Raw genomic sequence first — 15,183 nt, 5'->3', positions numbered from 1 at the left:
CCTGAGTCAGCTGCCGGTAATGCGTAGTCATCTGCGCTTGAATCCTTCGGTGTGAGAGCCTGGATTCTACCGGTGGCTGGCTCTCTGCCTCTCGTTTCAAGCGTTGCGCTTATTCTATGAATTCAGGTCGCTTGGGAAAGGCAATATTGTATGTGAAGCGGACGATAAACTGGTTATTGTTCTTTTTATAGAACTCTATTAGCTCGTCTTCTGAAAATACGCTGTGCGGCCTGCAATAGTTTAAATATTCTTCTATATTCTTAAAGTCGTTCATGTGCTTTGTTTCCTCAACAACGCATACAGAACTAGCGACAGCGCGGAAACGTGCGGCGCCTGCTCCATCACCAGTCCTGTAAATCACCAGAGCATCACCTCTTTTCATGGCTGCGACTCCAGGCATGTTGCAGAGATAAACCTTGTGTATGCTATTGGTGTGCGACACATCTCTAACAATCAGAGCAGGGTCTTCATTGTGAAGAATTGAGTCGGGAAACAAAATAGAGTGGAACTCAGGTTTGACAGCTAATAGATGAATCTTATTTCCGGCCATATTGACCGTTGGATAATCAAGGGTCGGGTTTCCGGTTGTGCTAGGAATACTTTTTTTATAAACAAACTCTACGCCATTCGCTGTACCCTTGCTGCCGTGGCGGACAAATCCATATTTCTCAAAAAGCGAAATAAGACCTTTGTGTTTTTCAAATATGGTTACGTATGCGTCGTCCGCTTTGTGCAGAATCAAGTGGTCAAATATTTTTTTTAGGAATCGCTCTCCCAGCTTTGTTCCGTGGGCGTTAATTTTAAGCGTACCTATTTTTAAATGTGTTCCATTTGGCAGGGCTGGAGTTACATCATCGACAGAGCCTTTTTCAAGCTTTAAATACAAAAAGCCATCTAGCTTGTTGTTGTCGTTAAAAAATACATACGCGCTAGAGCCTTCTGCGCTTTTTTTGGCGAACCATGCTGGTAATTCTTTATAGTCCGCTTTTAACGAATCAAAAAAAACGTCATGGAAGTCTATGTCTGAAAATTTAGTGTGTTGTAGATTCATCTGCTCTTCCCTGATGCGTGGTTATAAAAGAGGCCTAGGCCTCATTGCGGCCATTGTCCTCTCGTATTCATTGGATTCTCAGTTCGTATACCAAGGCTTTTCTCGCACAATCCTTCCCGCCTTTACCTCATTTGCATAGCCACTCAGCTTTTGCTGTTGGGCATCCAACAGCGCGCAAATTTTCATCAGCGCCATCGCCTCTTCTGAGGTCTTATTACACTCAGCCATGCCGGTCACCTCGCCCATTGCCCAGCGAATGACCGCGCTCGCATCCTCAAGATCATAGAACAGCTCCTGCTGTGCCGTCCGTGGACCATCGAGCTGCTGGATCAAATCTGTCATCTATTCAACCGTCCCGATGATTTTGCCGCCTTTGGCCTGATCCGAGTTAGTAGCCAAACCGGACTGCAGCCGCTCTCAGGTCGCGAAGGAGTTGCTGATTCGGTTGTGTGGGGGCCATGGCGCCTCCTACAAAAGGCAAAAATTGTCAGCAGTCAATTTATGGGAAATGTTTGATCAAGCTATCGAAATTGCTCGTCTCGGCCTTAGGGGGCGAGCCGTGTCAATTCATGCCAATCGTATCGCTCGGCTATCTGGAATACATCGCCCACCAGAACACATGCCCCAAAATCGAAATCTGTTGCTCCTGGATTTGCTGGAACGTGTAGTCCTCGTCCGGATGCTCGTCCCGGTTGAAGCTGCGCAGGCGGAGCCCAGTAGGGATGCGGTAAACCTGCTTCACGCGCAGCTGGCCGTTGTGGTTGATGGCGTACATCTCACCGTCGACGATATCGCTTAGGGAGTTTTTCCCAACGTTCACGCCTACCGTTGCGCCGTCGCGCAGCACAGGCATCATGCTGTTCCCGCCAACCCTGACGCACTTCGCGTTACTGAACTGAACGCCGTTATGGCGCAGGTCTTTCTTAAAGAAGCGCAGCCGAGAGGTATCGCTTTCCTCAATAGCAAACCGTCCAGACCCAGCCGCCAGCTCAACTTCCTGAAGGAAGGGGACATAGACCTCGTCATCATCGAGCGGGGTTTCGTCATCCCATGTCTCGATGGTGCCAAGTTTCACGCTGGGCTGGATGCGTTCAGCCTGATGATCAGGCACACCCTTTAGCATGTCACCGACACCTTCAGCCAACCACATCGGGGACACCCCACATACAGAGGCGATCTGGGCTGCGAAGGCTGTAGCCTTCGATTTTCCCCTCTCCAAATCGGAGATCGAGGTCTGCGTTAGTCCGGCGCGCTCAGCAAGCTCAGTCTGATTGAGCTTGGCGTGGTGGCGGGCGGTTTTGAGTCGGTCTTTGAATTCCATTCGTGAAGTATTACGGGCGCTCCCATACTCTTGCAAATCGGTATTCCCATAAACTATTATATGGGTATTCCCGTATGGAGGGGCGTCATGAACGAAATTTACAAGGGCCTCGTTGACCACTTCGGCACCCAGGAGGCCACCGCCGAAAAGCTCAAGGTTGATCAAAGCACCGTTTCCGGCTGGGTTCGGGGGAAGCACGGCATGTCTCCGATTATTGCCAAACGAGCGGAGGCGCTGACCGAAGGTGCTTTCAAAAAAGAAAACCTGTGCCCGTCGTTTCCTTGGGCCGAGATGGCCGCCTAAGCGGCATCCCTGTCCGCCAATCCGTTGAAGCCAGATTAGAAGAGAGCAGTCCCCATGGAAACGTCCAGTCCAAGACATAGCGCCCAAACCCGCGACCAGGTGCTGGTGGCGCATGCAACAAACCAGATCGCCCGAACCAGTTTGAGCCAGGACGATTTCGCTCAGGCGCTGAGTCGTGAGCTGCACCTGTCGATTCCTGAGCGCGCGAAGAAGAAGGAAGTTCCTGACTTCAACTCCCAAGAACTGACCGGTCAAGTGAGTGAGTTCGTGAAAGCGACTAGCCGCTGGCTGAAGCGTGTGCAGCGCTGGCTCTCCGGGGATCAGGAAATGCCGTCTTGGCTTGAAGAATCCTGGGTGAATGCTCTGGAACCTGAGTTCCGAGAAAACTGTATCAACGAGCTCGCCGGCCGCCATGGCTTGATCGGCGCTCGTCAAATGCAAAGCGACCAATGCGCCAACAAAAGCTTCGGTGCGTTGATCCGCGCGCTGGGAGATGTGATCGATACCGGCAGCGAAGTCTTTGATGACCAGGTGATGTGCGAAGAGGACTTGCCGCACCTGCCGGCGTTCGCCGAGCAATGCCGTCAGGTCGAGGCCCGGGCGGGGGAGCTGGGGCGGAAGGCCGAGACACTGCTTGCGAAACACAAACCTAATTTGAAGCTTGCCTGAATCCTGGGCACAAAAAAGCCGACGGAGAAGGTCGGCTGATTCGCAAAACTAGAGAGGTCCGATTATGCATAGCCAGCCAATTTCGAGCAATACCCAGAACAATGTCGCGACACATTTTCAGAAGTCACAGAACGTGTCGCACATCTATTTCTTTGTTCCTAGCGTCAAGAACACCTGACATGCAGTTTACCGACACTATCAATCAGGTGAAGGCATTCACGTTGGGTGTGAACTCCCAGAAAGCCTTGCTCGTTGCTGGAGGTGCAGCATGAGCATGGGCCTTATGGTCGCCGCGATGAAGCTTCGCGTCGGCAATCCACTTCGTAAGCTCGTGCTTATCAAACTGGCAGACAATGCCAGCGATATGGGGGAGTGCTGGCCGTCCTACCAACACATCGCCGATCAGTGCGAGATCAGCAAGCGTTCCGTTATGAACCACATCACAGCGCTGTGTGAGTCAGGGCTGCTGCGCAAGGAAATCAGGAAGGGTGGGCCGAAGGGCAATTCGTCGAATGTTTACTTCCTGACGCTTGATGGTGGTGCACCTCCTGCACCAGGGGTAGTGCAGCAGATTCACCAGGGTGGTGCAGCAGGTTCACCCCCTAGTGAATCTCCTGCACTAGGGGGTAGTGCAGGAGCTGCACCCAGAACCAGTCACTTTTCTGAACCAGTCAATGAACCGGTCATTGAACCAATTGCACCCCCGGCTTCCGCCGAGGTCGTGCCGGCTCAGTCCCGCGGTTTGGTGCTGGTGGTTGATCGCACCGATGCGCCACGGGTTGAGATTCCCGCTGACATGCCAGGCCCAAAAGACCAATCCTGCAAAACGTTCAAGGTCTGGGCGAACTACGCCATGGCCTACCGCAAGCGCTACAGCACTTGGCCGGTTTGGAACGCCAAGGTCGGTGGCCAACTCGGACAACTTGTCGACCGACTCGGCGCCGATGTCGCTCACCACGTCGCTGCGCACTACCTGAAAACCAGCGATGCCGCGGTGCTCCGGAAGTGCCACAGCCTCAACGAACTGTTGGCCAACGCCGAGAGCTATCACACCCAGTGGGTGACCGGTCAGCGCATCAACGGGACAACCGCGCGCCAGATGGAACGCACCGAAGCGAACGTCTCCGCCGCCGAACAGGCCGCGCAAATGGTCTTGGCCAAGCGCCAAGCGGGAGAGCGCAATGAATACCTTTGAAATGAACGATCAGCAGGTTGCCGGGCTTGCTGCAGCGATCTGTGCCACCGCCGAGGCCATGGGTCAGGAAATGAACCCGGGCACTGCGGCGATGATGGCTGAAGACCTCTGCGCCTACTCAGTGCCCACCGTGAAGGCGGCGCTGAAGGCTTGCCGTTTTGAGGTGAAAGGCAAACTTGCGATGGCCGACATTCTTCAGCGAGTGCAGGCAGCTGACGGCCGCCCAGGCAAGGACGAAGCATGGGCGATCGCCATGACCACCAACGATGAATTTGAAACCGTGGTGCTGACCGACGAAATCCAGCTCGCACTGGCTGCTGCAAAACCTGTCCTTGATGCCGGCGACAAGGTCGGTGCGCGCATGGCGTTCAACAGCGCTTACGAGCGCCTGGTCGGGCAAGCCCGGGAGGACAGTAAAGAAGTTAACTGGCATGTGTCTGTCGGCTTCGACGCCAACCGTCGGACGCAGGCGATCACGAAAGCCGTGCAAATGCAGCGAATCCCACAGGAGCGCGCTCAGCAGTATCTGGCCGACTTGAGTGTTGCGCCAGTTACCGAAGACGGCCGTGCCGTCGTTGCGCTGCTCACCGGTGAGATCGCTCGGCCTTCGCCAAGGCAGCGCGAGAAGCTCGCCGCAGTGAAGGATTCGATGCTCGCAATGCGAAAAGAATCTGCTGAGGAAAAAACAGAACTGCGAATTCAGTACGCCAACGATTTGGCGGATCGCCGGGCGCTGCTGATCCAGCAGGCCGAACAATTGGAAGCAAGGAGCGCTGCTCAATGACCATCGACAAACAAAAACTCCAGAAGCTGCTGTGGGCAGAAGCCGCGTCCTTCCGTGCCGACTGCGCAGACTGGAAGCGCAATACCGAGGCGCTGCAGGACTTCCTCGGGGATAAGACCGTGGAGGAGGTGGCACTGGAGCTGCTGGCCGATAACGAACGACTGACGCAGCAACTCACTGAGTTGATCAAAGGGTTGCCAAATAAGGTGGCAGCTCATGGCTGACAAAATCTCCGTGAACTGCCAGGCCAAACTCTCCGAAGCCATCACCAAGCTCAGCACCATGTACCGCGACAAGAAATTCGTAGTGGTCTCGCTGCGCCCCGGCAAGGATCGGACGCTGGACCAGAACCGACTGTGGTTTGCGATATACAAGCGCATTGCCGAAATGACCCAGATCGGCGACGAGGCCGACGCTCGCCGGTACTGCAAGTTGCACGTCGGTGTGCAGATCCTGCTGAACGAGGATGCCGGGTTTCAGACGGAATGGTACCGCGTCATGCGCCACCTTCCGTACGAGACGAAGCTGGCCATGATGGGCGGCTGCCATCTTTTCGGTCCGGACGGCTTCCCAGTGACAAGCCTGTTCAATCGCGCTCAAGGCGTGGCGTACACCGACCGGATCGTCGCGCGCTTCGCACAGCAGGGCGTGTACTTCGATGATCTGCTGAGCCAGGAGGCTGCATGACGATCGCAAGGAATCAGCCGAAGCCCAAGAAATGCCGCGTCGCTACCTGCAGGGTCTCATTCGTTCCATCGCGGATGGGGCAGGCGGTTTGCAGTCCAGCTTGTGCGGCAATTGATGCCCCGCGTCATCAAGAGAAAGCTCGCAAGGCGATCGAGCAGTGCGAGCGCCGCGAGATCAAAGTCCGTAAGGAAAAACTGAAGAGCAGGGCGGAACACCTTCGCGAGGCCCAGGTGGCGGTGAACGAGTACGTCCGCCTGCGTGACGCGCACCTTCCGTGCATCAGCTGCGACTCTATGCCGAACGACAACGATCTCATGACTGGCAGCCGTTGGGACGCCGGCCATTACCGATCCGTTGGTGCGTGCCCGGAGCTGCGTTTCGAGCCGCTGAACATTCACCGCCAGTGCGTGAAGTGCAATCGCAACCTGTCCGGCAACGCGGTCGAGTACCGCATCCGATTGGTGCTGCGCATCGGCGCCGAAATCGTGGCATGGCTCGAAGGGCCTCATGAGCCCCGCAAGTACACCGTCGAAGAAATCAAAACCATCAAGGCCGAATACCGAGCCAAGGCAAGAGAGCTGAAAAAAGGGGAAGCCGCATGAAGCTGATCAACGCAAGACAGGTGTGGTCTGAAGCGCAGCACGAATCGAACGCGTCGATCAGCGCTGCAGCGATTGATAGGGCAGCAACTGCGCCGTTGAAGAGCGGTTCACGGATGCGCCGGCATGAAGCCGTGTTCGCCGCGATCGGTGACGATAAGGAAGAGCGGATCCAGGTCGTGCGCCAGAAGATCAGCATCAGTGACACGCGTCGCACACCGGTCGGCCGGTCTACTGCCCGCGCTGCGCACCTCGCCACGATCGGCAAGGTGCTGCGCGCGATCGACACACTGCCGTTCCAGGTGCAGCAGTTCGGTCACTACCTGTACCACCCGTGCATGACGATGGTTCACGTACTCAACGCCGAGAAGCTGATCTGGAACGATGTGGACTTTTCTGCGCTGACGGATGCCAAGGCTGCGAAAGCTCACTACATGATCACCATGGCCCTCCAGTCTTACAAGATTGAGTCTCACGGAGGGGAGCAGTGGGGACCGGCGCGAGTGGCCGAGGGGATGCTGAAGCTTTACGGCGTGCGGATCGAGCCAAAAGTGTGGGATCGAGACTGGAAGGATGTCTGGAATTTCCTGCGTGAAGCTATTTCAGAAGTGGATGTTCAGGCGTTGCAGCCTGTATGGCAGGTCATCTTTGATGAAAACTCTGAAGATGCGGCATAAAAGTGTTGCTATGTTGGGATTTGTGAGGTAATTTTCCCATAGTGCACAAGTAACGCGAAACGCACACGAAACCCGGCCACCGAGCCGGGTTTTTTGTGGGGAAAGGTTAGCGCGTCGATATATTGTCGCCAGCATCTTGACATCATCGAAAATCATAGGCAAAAGTGGGATCCAATTCACGAATGAGCCTGACCAATGCGTAAGATTTTTGCTGTCGCTGCAATTCTTTTTTCCACTTTCGCAGTAGCTGAGGATCGGGTTTCCGTTTCCGGCCTCCATGTTTCTCAAGCTAGCGCGGGCTATTCCGTAGTAGAAGGGATCGCCCACAACAACACTAACGCGACGCTGGCGAATGTCTTCGTGAAATTTAAGCTTTATGACGAAGGTGGAACGGTAGTCGGGAACACCATTGCCCACGGGGCAGATATTGGCCCAGGTGAAAACTGGAAATTTTCGGCGCCAGCTACGGTGCCATTTGCTAACGCGAAGTTGAGCAGCATTCAGGCCCATTGATTTTGTTTCGCAGAAGCCCCGTTTATGAACGGGGCTTTTTTATTCCTTGAATTTACCTGTAGCCAAGACAGCCTTCGGTAAGGCCTGGACGTCGATAGCCGGATAATGCGACGTACGGAAGCAACACTGGCAGCCCGCGCACCCTGACATCCAACTTGCTTTCGGGGTGGCGCGAGACTGGATCAGCGAGATCGATGCAAAAGGGTGTCGACGTTGAGAAGGCCTTTGGCAGACAGCTCGGAAAGACGCGTGCACCTATTGAGGGTCTGCGTATGCGGGGCTATTTCGCATCTCGCTGTTGCTGTAGTCTCTGCGTGGCTATTTGATATCAATTGCAGAGGGATAGGCATGCTTAGAGAAAAGCACGTTGCTAAGAAACTGATCGAATTACTAATCGCCAACGATGAGTTTGGTAGTGGCATTGACAAAGAAAAGATCCGTACTCTATTCGTCAAAAACATTGAAGCCGCTGGTGGAGTTGTGCCGCTCTTTAGCTGCAACATTGTCGACTACCACATTCATCTGCTAGAAACTGCGGGCTACGTGAGAGTCACGATAAACCCCAATAACAGGGGGTTCGACAGGATATGCGCCACTTGGTCCGGGCATGATTATGTTGGTCAATGATTATTAATTGTGCCGATACAAGCCTCGCTACTGCGCGAGGCTTTTATGGTGACTGAGTGGCCTGAATTTTCGGGAGCGCCTGCTTTGCGGCCAGTCGTTTGAAGTCGCCGCCACAGGCCAATACCAATTCGCCGCAGCTCAGAATCTTGTCCATCCGCATATCACCAAGGCCCCGGCATTTGCCGGGGCTTTTTCGTTTTCGGCTTCACCGAACCCATCGCTTTGGCTGGGAGTGCTGTTGGAGCTGTTTCAAATCTGCGGGCCAGCGCCTGCCATATTCCTAACTCCCTGAAGGGGAGGAACTGAGATGCCAAACATGCCAGACAAACCAGACACATGGGCGATAGCGCTTGCGTGGTTGAGCCAGCATTCGCCGATCCTCTATGCGGCTGCGCTGTCCTGCGCGATGGCCGTCTTGCGGATCACCTACGGTGGAGGTACGCGTCGCCAGATGCTGGTGGAAGGCGCGATCTGCGGCGGCCTAACACTGACCATCATCAGCGGCCTGGACTTCTTCGGCCTGCCACAGAGCATGGCTACCTTCGCCGGCGGCTGGGTTGGCTTCCTAGGCGTGGAGAAGATCCGCAACATCGCGGATCGGGTGACTGACTTCAAGCTGCCGAGCCGCAAAGCTGAATAAGCTGCGGCCGGCTTTCATGACAATAATTAGTGGGAAGGATGCACAAGGTACATTGCTTCCACCTTGTGGCCAGTAATCGGATCCACGGCATCCATGCGGTCAAAAAGACCAGTGCTAAGCAACTGATTAGTTACCTCGGCAGTCGCCTGTTTAGTATTGGGCGTGCGCGCATAGCGGCTGCGCAGCCAGTAATCCAGGGAGTAGGGCTTCACTTTATCGATGGCCGATGCTACCGCCCCGATCACGATATGGTCAGTCTTGCGAAGCTTGAGTTCATCGATCAAGCGCTCAACGTAGAAACCTGCTTCCGGCCCACCGTGTGGGAGAACGATCCAAGAGCGAGAGCGGGTTATCTTCTTGATGTCTGTACGAAGCGTCTTGAACGCTGCTTCAAGTTGTTCGATTTTGGAATTATGCTCAAAATCGACGAGACGCGAAGCCACTGTATGGGACAGTTCAAGCATGCGCGCCAGCCCCGCGACACGAATGCCGCTCGCCTGTATAGCATTCCAAAGGGCAATTTTGGCGACTACTTGAATAGGTAGCTTTACGACAGGTTGACCTTCGGCCGGGATGGATGCCTCAGGAATTTGACGGTACTGATCGACGTAGATAGCCAACGCGAGAACTATGCCAGACACGGATGCTTCTGCCGCTTGGTTCTTATCGTCGAAATCGCTACGAGCCTCAGGAATATCTGGGCATGAAGACCAGTATTTCCCCGCTTCCTCGTGAACGACGATGGGGTAGTCGTACATTTTGTATTCCTCATGGCTTTGCTGCGGTAGTGACAGGCGCTTGCATAAAGCTGTATGCCGTGTCGAGATGATCACTATACATCACATGTGATCAAGTTGACCATATATGATGATGTTAATCACATGTGTTTTTTTGTGATGCATCGCAGGTGAATGCGGCATTGGCGCGGCCTTACTATCCGTTGGGATGCTGGGCAAGCCAATTAGCGAAGAACACTGCTTGGATGACAATGGAAGAAGTGAGCCAGCGGAAGCTTTTTGAGTACCAGATGGCGAACCAGTGCATCGCAGGAGGTCCGGCCAAAAAGGCCAGCATGTAGATAATTGTGTCGGCAATTGGGGGCATTTGATGGCTCTCGGTTATTGTTTGCCCTACCCATTATTCACATGCGGATTTCTCGTGCCACCCAATGTGGGTGCACTTTCTTCGCTCCTCTTGCGCGCGCTCGAACGGGACTTATCACGATGGGCAGACCGCACCCTCCAGCGTCACTGCTTGAGCTGTCAGAGCTGTCTGATTTCGGAATCCGTCTGATCCATGCTCCAGAGGTATGGGAGTGGCTGCAAGCCGAGATCCTCGCCGACACCGGCAGCATCCATAACGAAGACCATGCCCATCTGATCGATGCGGATATTCGTGTGATGTGGGCGTCTGCAGCCTTCACGAAGAAGGGGCGCACGGTTGTGGGTCAGACCGAACAGATAGCGTTCCGTGCCGGTGGCTGGCAGAAAGCACGGATGGAACAACAGATGCTGGATTGGTTCGGCGACGTGCCGGCCTACATCATCACTCTGGCTGCCGACTATTGCGCCCAGTGCAGCGACGCGGACTTCTGCGCACTGGTCGAACATGAGCTGTACCACATCGCCCAGGCGACCGATCAGTACGGCGCACCCAAGTTCACCCAGGAAGGATTGCCCAAGCTTGAGATGCGCGGACACGACGTTGAAGAGTTCGTCGGTGTGGTCCGCCGCTACGGTGCGAGCCCTGACGTCCAAGCGTTGGTGGACGCTGCAAACAATCCTGCCGAGGTGGGGAAATTGAATATATCGAGGGCCTGCGGAACCTGTCTGCTCAAGTCGGCCTGATCCTTGACAGGACCTTGACGGAATAAACCAATATGGCAGCCCTGAAAGATGAGGTGAAGCGCTTCATTGTGCAGGCGTTGGCCTGCTTTGATAAGCCGACTCAGGTAGTGCAGGCGGTCAAGGAAACATTCGGCGTCGAAGTGTCTCGCCAGCAGTGCGAGCAGTACGACCCAACGAAACATGCTGGCCGTGACCTGGGCGTGAAGTGGAAAGCGGTGTTTGAAGATACCCGCAAACGCTTCCGCGAGGAGACAGCCGAGATCCCGATCGCCAACCGAGCGTTCCGGCTCCGCGCCATGAACCGTTTTGTCGAACGGGCCGAGACAATGAAGAACATTGGCCTCGCCATGCAGATCCTCGAGCAGGCCGCGAAGGAAGTCGGCGACGCCTATGTGAACCGTAACCGGAAGGACGAGCCCGACGATGAGCCGGCGATCCCGACGCGTATTCAGGTCGACGTAGTGGACGCGAGGAAGCCGAATGCCGAGCCTTAACGTTCCGCAGTCGCAGTTCCTCCTCTTGCCCCACAAGTTTCGTGCATTCGTTGCTGGGTTCGGCTCCGGGAAGACCTGGGTCGGATGCTCAGCACTGAGCAAGCATTTCATGGAGTGGCCGGGCGTCAACGCTGGTTACTTCGCCCCGACTTATCCGCAGATCCGCGACATCTTCTATCCCACGATGGAGGAGGTGGCCTACGACTGGGGGCTGAAGACCAAGATCAACCAGGCGAACCACGAGGTTCACATTTACAGCGGCCGGCAGTATCGCGGCACTGTGATTTGCCGGTCGATGGAGAAGCCGCAAACAATCGTCGGCTTCAAGATCGGTCACGCTCTGGTCGATGAACTGGACGTGCTGACGTCGATCAAGGCTCAGCAAGCCTGGCGCAAGATCATTGCTCGGATGCGTTACAACCTGCCGGGCTTGAAGAACGGTGTAGACGTGACTACGACGCCGGAAGGCTTCAAGTTCGTCTTTCTCCAGTTCGTGAAGCAGTTACGCGACAAGCCAGCATTGAAGGAGATGTATGGCCTTATCCAGGCCAGCACCTTCGACAATGAGCTGAACCTGCCTGACGACTACATTGCATCGCTGATGGAGTCGTACCCCGAGCAGCTGATCCGCGCGTACCTGAATGGCCAGTTCGTCAACCTGACGTCCGGGTCGATCTACCACGCCTACGACCGCAAGCTGAACCAGTGCTTCGACACTGTGCAGCCAGGCGAGCCGCTGTTCATCGGCATGGACTTCAACGTCGGCAAGATGGCGGCGATCACCCATGTCAAACGTGACCAGGGCCTGCCGCGCGCCGTGGACGAGTTGATGGATGGCTATGACACGCCGGACATGATCCGCCGCATCAAAGAAAGGTACTGGGAACACACCGGCAACGACTACAAGAAGACCTGCGAGATCCGCATCTACCCGGACGCCTCCGGCGATTCGCGCAAGTCGGTCAATGCCAGCCTCACCGATATCGCCATGCTGAAGCAGGCCGGATTCACGGTCATCGCGCCGGCGGCCAACCCTCCGGTGAAGGACCGAATCAACGCCATGAACGCCATGTTCTGCAACGCGCAGGGCGAGCGGCGGTACCTGGTTAACCCGTTTACATGCCCGACCTATGCCGACGGCCTGGAGCAGCAGATCTGGGCGCCCAACGGCGAGCCAGACAAGAGCCAAGGAAACGACCACGCCAACGACGGCGGCGGTTACTTCATTCACCGCGAGTACCCGATCATCAAACCGGTCACCGCTATCAAAATGGGATACGCCCGATGAGCAACGACGTCTCCTTCAAGCGGGCGGACTACATCGAAGTGCTGGACCGCTGGGCGACCGTGCGCGATGTTTGCGCCGGTCAGCACAGGGTTGTTGACCGACTGCCGTACATCAATGCTCACGACAAGTCGCCGGAGAACGTAGACCGAAACAAGGCCTATCGCGAACGGGCGGTGTTCAAGAACGCCACCGGTCACACGCGCAATGGCTTGCTCGGTTTGGCGTTTCACAAAGACCCGACGTTGGCGGTCGCCAAGAAGATGGAGTACTTGCAGGACAACGCCAACGGCTCCGGTGTGAGCATCTACCAGCACTCGCAAGGCACGCTCGAAAAGGTGCTTGAGGCTGGGCGGCATGGTCTGTACGTCGACTATCACCAGGACGCTGGCGCCGGTGGGCACTCGGTGATCCTGTCGTACTGCGCCGAAGACATCATCAACTGGCGCACAGGTATGGTGAACGGTCACAGCGTGCTGACCCTGGTTGTGTTGCGCGAGTCGCCGGAGATCGAAGACGGCTTCGGTTTCAAGGTGGTCGAGCAATATCGGGAACTGGCACTCGAGGATGATGGTTTTGTCTGCCGTGTTTGGCGCCGGTCCGGGCCGAAAGGTGGCGGGCCGCTGGCCGTTGTTCAGGAGTTCAAGCCCACCGGCGCCGCCGGCCGCCTGAAGGAGATCCCGTTCACCTTCGTTGGCGCGCAGAACAACGATCCGAGCATTGATGAGTCGCCGCTCTACGACATCGCCATGATCAACCTGGGCCATTACCGGAACAGTGCCGACTACGAAGATAGCGTCTTCTGGTGTGGCCAGGCTCAACCTTGGATTTCCGGATTGGATGAGCAGTGGCGCGACTGGATGGAGAAGAACGGCGTTTACGTCGGCTCCCGTGCCCCGATGATGCTGCCAACAGGTGGCGCCTTCGGTTATGCCCAGCCACTGCCGAACACCCTGGTGAAAGAGGCGATGGCCGACAAGAACCAGATGATGATTGAGCTGGGTGCACGGATGGTCGTGGCTTCGCTCGCTACCAAGACCGCGACCGAGTCGCGCGGCGATCAGTCTGCATCGACGTCAGTGCTCGCTGGTTGCGTGGCCAACGTCAGCGAGGCGTACACCCGGGCGATCATGTGGTGCTGCACCTACATGGGCGTTGACGACGCGAAGGTCGCATACCAGATCAATCAGGAATTCGTGGAGCTGACGGCTGATCCGCAAATGATCACCGCACTTGTCGGCCTCTGGCAGAACGGCGGCTTCGCCAAAGCAGATCTTCGGGCTTACCTGCGCAAGCTGGGCCTGATCGCGCCGGAACGCACTGATAAGCAAATCGATGGCGAGCTGGCAGAGCAGGGCGACGGCCTGGGCCTGGACGACGAGGACAAAGTAGATGGCGGCGAACCAAGCAATCCTTGACGCTACGATTCGGCACGCTGTCTTCCTCGAAAAACTGAAGGCTGGGGAGGTCGGCAAGTTTGCCCCCTTCCTGAAGGAGATCGACCGCTCGATTCGCGACCGGCTCACCCAATCGGATCAGACCGAGTACAACGTGAAGCGGCTGGAAGCGCTGTTGAAGGAGGTCGATAGTCTGCTGCTGGGCATCTTCGACCGCTACAGCGCGCTACTGAACCTCGACCTGATCGACATCGCCAATTACGAGGCTGAATTCGAGGCTACGAGCCTGGCCCGGTCGGCGCCGGTCGGTGTCTCGCTGGATGTAGTGGCGCCGACGGCAGCGGCTATCCGCACGGCGGTGCTGACCAATCCCCTCAGTGTGCGCGGCACCGGCGGCGGCAAGCTGCTGAAGTCGTTCATAAAGGGCTGGACCAGTGCCGAGCGCGAGCGCGTCACCGGAACCATCCGACAGGGTTTCTTCGAAGGGCAAACGAACTTCCAGATCATTCGCAACATTCGCGGTACAAAGTCTGCCGGCTACAAGGACGGCATTCTCGCCACCACTAACCGCAATGCCAGCACGGTCGTACACACGGCGATTCAGCATGTGTCGTCTCAGGCGCGGATGGAGGTGGCCAAGGCCAACACGAACATCGTGTCCGAAGTGGAGATGGTCGCCACGCTGGACAGTAAAACCAGCCAACAATGCCGGTCGATGGACAAACGAAGGTTTCCGGTCGATTCCGGGCCGAGGCCACCGTTTCACCCGAATTGCCGTACGACGTTCGTTCTGCTGACCAGGCTCAGCGAGATGTTCGCCAAGGGCGCTACCCGGGCTTCGGTGGGCGCAGATGGAGCCGGGCAGGTAAGTGCAAGCCTCGACTATTACCACTGGCTTCAGCAGCAGCCTGCGTCATTTCAGGATGTGGCAATCGGGCCGGTGCGGGCAAAGCTGTTTCGCGAGGGTGGACTGAGTGTTGAGCGCTTCGCAGAGCTGCAGCTGGATCGAAACTTTACACCGCTGAACTTGGCTCAAATGAAAGCACTTGAGCCGCTGGCGTTTGAAAGGGCAGGATTGCTCGCTTAATCAGCAG

20 protein-coding genes are annotated in these 15,183 nt (G+C 56.1%); 16 read left to right on the top strand and 4 right to left on the bottom strand.

The features are described from left to right. Positions 1 to 109: 109 nt before the first annotated feature. The 3 genes from JJD74_RS27270 to JJD74_RS27260 form a co-directional block, all read right to left on the bottom strand. A complete protein-coding gene (locus JJD74_RS27270; RefSeq protein ID WP_200617258.1) occupies positions 110 to 1,051 on the bottom strand; it encodes an N-acetyltransferase in 942 nt (313 codons plus the stop codon). 78 nt (positions 1,052 to 1,129) lie between these two features. Next, positions 1,130 to 1,393, bottom strand: coding sequence for a hypothetical protein (locus JJD74_RS27265; protein WP_200617257.1), 264 nt, complete (start codon positions 1,391 to 1,393; stop codon positions 1,130 to 1,132). Between the two features lie 247 nt (positions 1,394 to 1,640). Beyond that, positions 1,641 to 2,372 (bottom strand): XRE family transcriptional regulator, encoded by a 732-nt coding sequence (locus JJD74_RS27260; RefSeq protein WP_200617256.1) that lies wholly within the window; start codon positions 2,370 to 2,372, stop codon positions 1,641 to 1,643. An 87-nt stretch (positions 2,373 to 2,459) separates the two neighbouring features. Here JJD74_RS27260 and JJD74_RS27255 point away from each other — a divergent pair, with 87 nt between their 5' ends. The 11 genes from JJD74_RS27255 to JJD74_RS27205 all read left to right on the top strand — a co-directional run bounded on the left by JJD74_RS27255 (position 2,460) and on the right by JJD74_RS27205 (position 9,066). Beyond that, positions 2,460 to 2,675 carry a YdaS family helix-turn-helix protein gene (locus JJD74_RS27255; protein ID WP_200617255.1) on the top strand — a complete coding sequence of 72 codons (216 nt, stop codon included), beginning with the start codon at positions 2,460 to 2,462 and terminating at the stop codon, positions 2,673 to 2,675. 141 nt (positions 2,676 to 2,816) lie between these two features. Beyond that, complete coding sequence (locus tag JJD74_RS27250; protein ID WP_234451887.1) at positions 2,817 to 3,344, top strand: hypothetical protein; 528 nt, start codon at positions 2,817 to 2,819, stop codon at positions 3,342 to 3,344. A gap of 268 nt (positions 3,345 to 3,612) precedes the next feature. Beyond that, a complete protein-coding gene (locus JJD74_RS27245; protein WP_200617253.1) occupies positions 3,613 to 4,539 on the top strand; it encodes a helix-turn-helix domain-containing protein in 927 nt (308 codons plus the stop codon). Continuing rightward, positions 4,526 to 5,323, top strand: coding sequence for a hypothetical protein (locus JJD74_RS27240; RefSeq protein WP_200617252.1), 798 nt, complete (start codon positions 4,526 to 4,528; stop codon positions 5,321 to 5,323). Before JJD74_RS27245 ends, JJD74_RS27240 begins: the two co-directional genes overlap by 14 nt. Next, entirely contained in the window at positions 5,320 to 5,547 is a 228-nt protein-coding gene (locus JJD74_RS27235; RefSeq protein WP_200617251.1) for a hypothetical protein, read from the top strand. Before JJD74_RS27240 ends, JJD74_RS27235 begins: the two co-directional genes overlap by 4 nt. Further along, the gene (locus tag JJD74_RS27230) at positions 5,540 to 6,010 is read left to right on the top strand and encodes a hypothetical protein (RefSeq protein WP_200617250.1); all 471 of its coding nucleotides are present in this window, start codon (positions 5,540 to 5,542) and stop codon (positions 6,008 to 6,010) included. The genes JJD74_RS27235 and JJD74_RS27230 overlap by 8 nt, the downstream gene beginning before the upstream one ends. Continuing rightward, entirely contained in the window at positions 6,007 to 6,612 is a 606-nt protein-coding gene (locus JJD74_RS27225; protein ID WP_200617249.1) for a recombination protein NinG, read from the top strand. The genes JJD74_RS27230 and JJD74_RS27225 overlap by 4 nt, the downstream gene beginning before the upstream one ends. Then, on the top strand, positions 6,609 to 7,286 hold the full coding sequence (locus tag JJD74_RS27220; RefSeq protein ID WP_200617248.1) for a hypothetical protein: 678 nt from the start codon (positions 6,609 to 6,611) through the stop codon (positions 7,284 to 7,286). The genes JJD74_RS27225 and JJD74_RS27220 overlap by 4 nt, the downstream gene beginning before the upstream one ends. A 195-nt stretch (positions 7,287 to 7,481) precedes the next feature. Further along, the gene (locus JJD74_RS27215; RefSeq protein WP_200617247.1) at positions 7,482 to 7,799 is read left to right on the top strand and encodes an FxLYD domain-containing protein; all 318 of its coding nucleotides are present in this window, start codon (positions 7,482 to 7,484) and stop codon (positions 7,797 to 7,799) included. A gap of 348 nt (positions 7,800 to 8,147) precedes the next feature. Beyond that, positions 8,148 to 8,426 (top strand): hypothetical protein, encoded by a 279-nt coding sequence (locus tag JJD74_RS27210; protein WP_200617246.1) that lies wholly within the window; start codon positions 8,148 to 8,150, stop codon positions 8,424 to 8,426. Positions 8,427 to 8,733: 307 nt separating this feature from the next. After that, complete coding sequence (locus JJD74_RS27205) at positions 8,734 to 9,066, top strand: phage holin, lambda family (protein ID WP_085747314.1); 333 nt, start codon at positions 8,734 to 8,736, stop codon at positions 9,064 to 9,066. A gap of 26 nt (positions 9,067 to 9,092) precedes the next feature. Here JJD74_RS27205 and JJD74_RS27200 read toward each other — a convergent pair whose 3' ends face one another. Further along, the gene (locus JJD74_RS27200; protein WP_200617245.1) at positions 9,093 to 9,824 is read right to left on the bottom strand and encodes a type II toxin-antitoxin system HicB family antitoxin; all 732 of its coding nucleotides are present in this window, start codon (positions 9,822 to 9,824) and stop codon (positions 9,093 to 9,095) included. A 465-nt stretch (positions 9,825 to 10,289) separates the two neighbouring features. Between JJD74_RS27200 and JJD74_RS27195 the strand changes: the two genes are divergently transcribed. Genes JJD74_RS27195 through JJD74_RS27175 form a run of 5 tightly spaced genes read left to right on the top strand, consistent with a single transcriptional unit; the run spans position 10,290 to position 15,176 of the window. Next, complete coding sequence (locus JJD74_RS27195) at positions 10,290 to 10,913, top strand: putative metallopeptidase (protein WP_200617244.1); 624 nt, start codon at positions 10,290 to 10,292, stop codon at positions 10,911 to 10,913. A 32-nt stretch (positions 10,914 to 10,945) separates the two neighbouring features. After that, entirely contained in the window at positions 10,946 to 11,407 is a 462-nt protein-coding gene (locus tag JJD74_RS27190; protein ID WP_200617243.1) for a DUF2280 domain-containing protein, read from the top strand. Beyond that, positions 11,394 to 12,695 (top strand): terminase large subunit domain-containing protein, encoded by a 1,302-nt coding sequence (locus tag JJD74_RS27185; protein WP_090283127.1) that lies wholly within the window; start codon positions 11,394 to 11,396, stop codon positions 12,693 to 12,695. Before JJD74_RS27190 ends, JJD74_RS27185 begins: the two co-directional genes overlap by 14 nt. Next, on the top strand, positions 12,692 to 14,110 hold the full coding sequence (locus tag JJD74_RS27180) for a DUF4055 domain-containing protein (protein ID WP_200617242.1): 1,419 nt from the start codon (positions 12,692 to 12,694) through the stop codon (positions 14,108 to 14,110). Before JJD74_RS27185 ends, JJD74_RS27180 begins: the two co-directional genes overlap by 4 nt. Further along, positions 14,085 to 15,176 carry a minor capsid protein gene (locus JJD74_RS27175; RefSeq protein ID WP_200617241.1) on the top strand — a complete coding sequence of 364 codons (1,092 nt, stop codon included), beginning with the start codon at positions 14,085 to 14,087 and terminating at the stop codon, positions 15,174 to 15,176. Before JJD74_RS27180 ends, JJD74_RS27175 begins: the two co-directional genes overlap by 26 nt. The last annotated feature ends 7 nt before the right edge of the window (positions 15,177 to 15,183 follow it).

It is taken from the genome of Pseudomonas sp. MF6776, assembly GCF_016613125.1.
In the GTDB taxonomy this organism is placed as follows: Bacteria; Pseudomonadota; Gammaproteobacteria; order Pseudomonadales; family Pseudomonadaceae; genus Aquipseudomonas; species Aquipseudomonas iridis.
The sequence above is the reverse complement of the archived record's forward strand: the minus strand, read 5'-3'. Positions and strand labels throughout refer to the sequence as shown.

Excerpts from the sequence above, each read along its gene's own strand:
- JJD74_RS27270 (WP_200617258.1), bottom strand. The coding sequence starts at position 1,051 with ATGAATCTACAACACACTAAATTTTCAGACATAGACTTCCATGACGTT.
- JJD74_RS27265 (WP_200617257.1), bottom strand. The coding sequence starts at position 1,393 with ATGACAGATTTGATCCAGCAGCTCGATGGTCCACGGACGGCACAGCAG.
- JJD74_RS27260 (WP_200617256.1), bottom strand. The coding sequence starts at position 2,372 with ATGGAATTCAAAGACCGACTCAAAACCGCCCGCCACCACGCCAAGCTC.
- JJD74_RS27255 (WP_200617255.1), top strand. The coding sequence starts at position 2,460 with ATGAACGAAATTTACAAGGGCCTCGTTGACCACTTCGGCACCCAGGAG.
- JJD74_RS27245 (WP_200617253.1), top strand. The coding sequence starts at position 3,613 with ATGAGCATGGGCCTTATGGTCGCCGCGATGAAGCTTCGCGTCGGCAAT.
- JJD74_RS27240 (WP_200617252.1), top strand. The coding sequence starts at position 4,526 with ATGAATACCTTTGAAATGAACGATCAGCAGGTTGCCGGGCTTGCTGCA.
- JJD74_RS27235 (WP_200617251.1), top strand. The coding sequence starts at position 5,320 with ATGACCATCGACAAACAAAAACTCCAGAAGCTGCTGTGGGCAGAAGCC.
- JJD74_RS27230 (WP_200617250.1), top strand. The coding sequence starts at position 5,540 with ATGGCTGACAAAATCTCCGTGAACTGCCAGGCCAAACTCTCCGAAGCC.
- JJD74_RS27225 (WP_200617249.1), top strand. The coding sequence starts at position 6,007 with ATGACGATCGCAAGGAATCAGCCGAAGCCCAAGAAATGCCGCGTCGCT.
- JJD74_RS27220 (WP_200617248.1), top strand. The coding sequence starts at position 6,609 with ATGAAGCTGATCAACGCAAGACAGGTGTGGTCTGAAGCGCAGCACGAA.
- JJD74_RS27215 (WP_200617247.1), top strand. The coding sequence starts at position 7,482 with ATGCGTAAGATTTTTGCTGTCGCTGCAATTCTTTTTTCCACTTTCGCA.
- JJD74_RS27210 (WP_200617246.1), top strand. The coding sequence starts at position 8,148 with ATGCTTAGAGAAAAGCACGTTGCTAAGAAACTGATCGAATTACTAATC.
- JJD74_RS27205 (WP_085747314.1), top strand. The coding sequence starts at position 8,734 with ATGCCAAACATGCCAGACAAACCAGACACATGGGCGATAGCGCTTGCG.
- JJD74_RS27200 (WP_200617245.1), bottom strand. The coding sequence starts at position 9,824 with ATGTACGACTACCCCATCGTCGTTCACGAGGAAGCGGGGAAATACTGG.
- JJD74_RS27195 (WP_200617244.1), top strand. The coding sequence starts at position 10,290 with ATGGGCAGACCGCACCCTCCAGCGTCACTGCTTGAGCTGTCAGAGCTG.
- JJD74_RS27190 (WP_200617243.1), top strand. The coding sequence starts at position 10,946 with ATGGCAGCCCTGAAAGATGAGGTGAAGCGCTTCATTGTGCAGGCGTTG.
- JJD74_RS27185 (WP_090283127.1), top strand. The coding sequence starts at position 11,394 with ATGCCGAGCCTTAACGTTCCGCAGTCGCAGTTCCTCCTCTTGCCCCAC.
- JJD74_RS27180 (WP_200617242.1), top strand. The coding sequence starts at position 12,692 with ATGAGCAACGACGTCTCCTTCAAGCGGGCGGACTACATCGAAGTGCTG.
- JJD74_RS27175 (WP_200617241.1), top strand. The coding sequence starts at position 14,085 with ATGGCGGCGAACCAAGCAATCCTTGACGCTACGATTCGGCACGCTGTC.